The sequence below is a fragment of the Pseudarthrobacter humi genome, assembly GCF_024294965.1.
Classification (GTDB): domain Bacteria; phylum Actinomycetota; class Actinomycetes; order Actinomycetales; family Micrococcaceae; genus Arthrobacter; species Arthrobacter humi.
The window spans coordinates 1-2,177 of the sequence record NZ_JANCLV010000037.1 but is presented as its reverse complement, the minus strand read 5'-3'; the positions used below and the strand labels follow the sequence as shown (position 1 = coordinate 2,177).

The 2,177-nt window shown below is 60.4% G+C and carries 2 protein-coding genes and 1 rRNA gene; 2 read left to right on the top strand and 1 reads right to left on the bottom strand.

Translation table 11 applies throughout. From position 1 onward, the window contains the following. Nucleotides 1–73 (top strand): 5S ribosomal RNA (gene rrf, locus NFC73_RS21090); the annotation flags it as partial. 188 nt (nucleotides 74–261) lie between these two features. On the opposite strand, the gene NFC73_RS20625 is transcribed toward rrf, so the two are convergent. Further along, on the bottom strand, nucleotides 262–1,002 hold the full coding sequence (locus tag NFC73_RS20625; RefSeq protein WP_254753336.1) for an SDR family NAD(P)-dependent oxidoreductase: 741 nt from the start codon (nucleotides 1,000–1,002) through the stop codon (nucleotides 262–264). Between the two features lie 551 nt (nucleotides 1,003–1,553). On the opposite strand from NFC73_RS20625, the gene NFC73_RS20620 reads away from it, so the two are divergent. Then, the gene (locus tag NFC73_RS20620; RefSeq protein ID WP_254753334.1) at nucleotides 1,554–1,745 is read left to right on the top strand and encodes a hypothetical protein; all 192 of its coding nucleotides are present in this window, start codon (nucleotides 1,554–1,556) and stop codon (nucleotides 1,743–1,745) included. The last annotated feature ends 432 nt before the right edge of the window (nucleotides 1,746–2,177 follow it).

The following is a 2,177-nucleotide window of genomic DNA, read 5'->3' as shown; positions in this document are numbered from 1 at the left end:
CCCGGAAGCTAAGACCCACAGCGCCGATGGTACTGCACCCGGGAGGGTGTGGGAGAGTAGGTCACCGCCGGAACATCATTACAGGTCGAGAGCCCCCCAACCACCAGGTTGGGGGGCACTCCCTTTTAACGGCCCCTCACGGCACCCCGGCACGCTCCCCCACTTGGTGCAGTGAAATTGGGTATCCCGAGTGTGACTTTTCGTTGGGAATGGCTGCAGCCATGTTGGCTGCCTGGCCGTCGGGGCTATGGCTCGAAGGGTTCAGCCAAGGGATTCATTCTCCTTCTTCATGAAGTAGTCAACACCGGTGTATCCGCCGTCAGTGACAATAGATGCTCCAGTGATGAAGGATGCCTCGCCGCTAAGAAGAAAGGCGACGACCTTGGCTATGTCATCAGGACTCCCGTTGCGGCCCAGCGGTGTGAGGCTTGCTGCCTCGTAGGGTTCAGTCAATATGCCGGAATCTACCCAGCCTGGAGTCACGGCGTTGACCCGCACTCCACGGGGGCCAAGCACGTTGGCGAGGCTTCGGGTGACAGAAAGTAGAGCAGCCTTGCTGGCCGAGTAGGCGATGCTCCGGAAGGACCCGATGTACGCATCCGTGCTGGCGATGTTGACGATGCTCCCGCCCGGGGACATGCGAAGGCCGATGGACTGGGCAAGAATCAGAGGGGCCGTGACATTGACGGCGAGGGTCCTGTCCCAAACATCAAGACGGAATTCCTCGAATGACTGCTTCTCGAGGATTCCGGCATTATTGACCAGCGCGCCGAAGGAAAACTCATCATGGATCCGGCGGGCAAAGTCCAGCGTTTTGGATCTGTCTGTTAAATCGAGCTGACGTATTTCAACCCCGTGCGTCCGAGCAAGCTCCTTCGCGTCCTCGAGACCGGTGTTGTACGTCGCAACTACCTTCCAACCGCTCTCCGCTAGCTTTTCGGCAATGGAGCGGCCGATGCCTCGCGCTCCTCCCGTAACCAGCGCGGTCCGTTCGCTTGTCATCGCGCCTCCACTGAATTCTCTGGTTGGGGATTCGGATAGTCGTATAGTGCGTCGCGCCGGGGCCCGAACGCCGCCCATTCCGAAGCGCCAGCCCGGTAGCCACCTTTGGGCCTCAGCGAGGAACTCGTACTTCTTTCGCGTCGCCCACTTGATCCGCAGGTCCAGTCTTATGCCGTAGGACAGGGTTGTTGTTGTTGTGCTCGCCGCGGAGCGCTGCCGGTGATATCGGCGATCTCGCGGTCGCTGAAGCCCGAAGTGGCGCAGCTGCTGCGCGTCGCCGGGGTGAGCTACTTAATGCAGATGACGTAGATATTGAGCGGACCGGCCGGGGATTGCTGCACCAGCCATCCGTTATTGTCTGTGTCTGGCCGGTTTTGAAGCACCGTGCGGGTGAGGGGTTCTCCTTCCATCTTGTATCCGCCACCAACAGCGACCTCGCCGGGAGCGCAACCTCCGCCAAAGATGTCAACGTGGTCTGATGTGTAAGTCTCGCCGTAACGCTTGTTGAAGCTGCTGCTCCGGTGTCGCCCTTCTCGCCCTGAATGCCCTGAATGCCCTGGATCCCCTGGATCTTCCAGGAGATCGGCGTCTCCTTCTTCGTATCGCAGGCAGCGCCTGCGGCCAGGACTCGGAGCTGGCCGCTGGTCATATTAGAGCAGGCGCTGATCACGCCAGCAGCGGACGTCGTCATCGACGCGTACGCAAATGGCTGCGCCGGTGCCGCGAACGAGCGCGGCGGTTAGACAGAGAACCTTCGGACTGGTTCTGGTAAAGCTGAACTGAGACACCGGATACCTCCTGGCAGGCCAAAGCGGAATAAGACTCGGCCAGTGTATGCCCGGGAAAAGAGGCCAACCAGCGTAGCGAGGGGCTTCCCGGTACTCGTCTTTTCGCCGGTACTACCCGTCTTTCAGCCCGGTCTACTCGCTCTTGGTTGAGGACCCAGGGCCGGATTATCTGGCGGTCCGGCGCCTGCAATGCCCGCCTCCGCGGGGAGGGAGTGTCAACGGCAACTTAGAAATGACCGGTGGCGGCATGTTGGTTTGCCCGCTGCTTGAATTCCAGGAGTCGTTGCAACACCCGTGCTTAGCTGGCCATCAGTAAATCACGTAGACGCTCGGCTGGGGTGTCCCAGTCCAGTGTCTTGCGCGGTCGTGCGTTGAGTTCCTGGGCGA

Bases quoted from the DNA above. Each gene is read 5' to 3' on its own strand.
- NFC73_RS20620 (WP_254753334.1), top strand. From the start codon at position 1,554: ATGCCCTGGATCCCCTGGATCTTCCAGGAGATCGGCGTCTCCTTCTTC.
- NFC73_RS20625 (WP_254753336.1), bottom strand. From the start codon at position 1,002: ATGACAAGCGAACGGACCGCGCTGGTTACGGGAGGAGCGCGAGGCATC.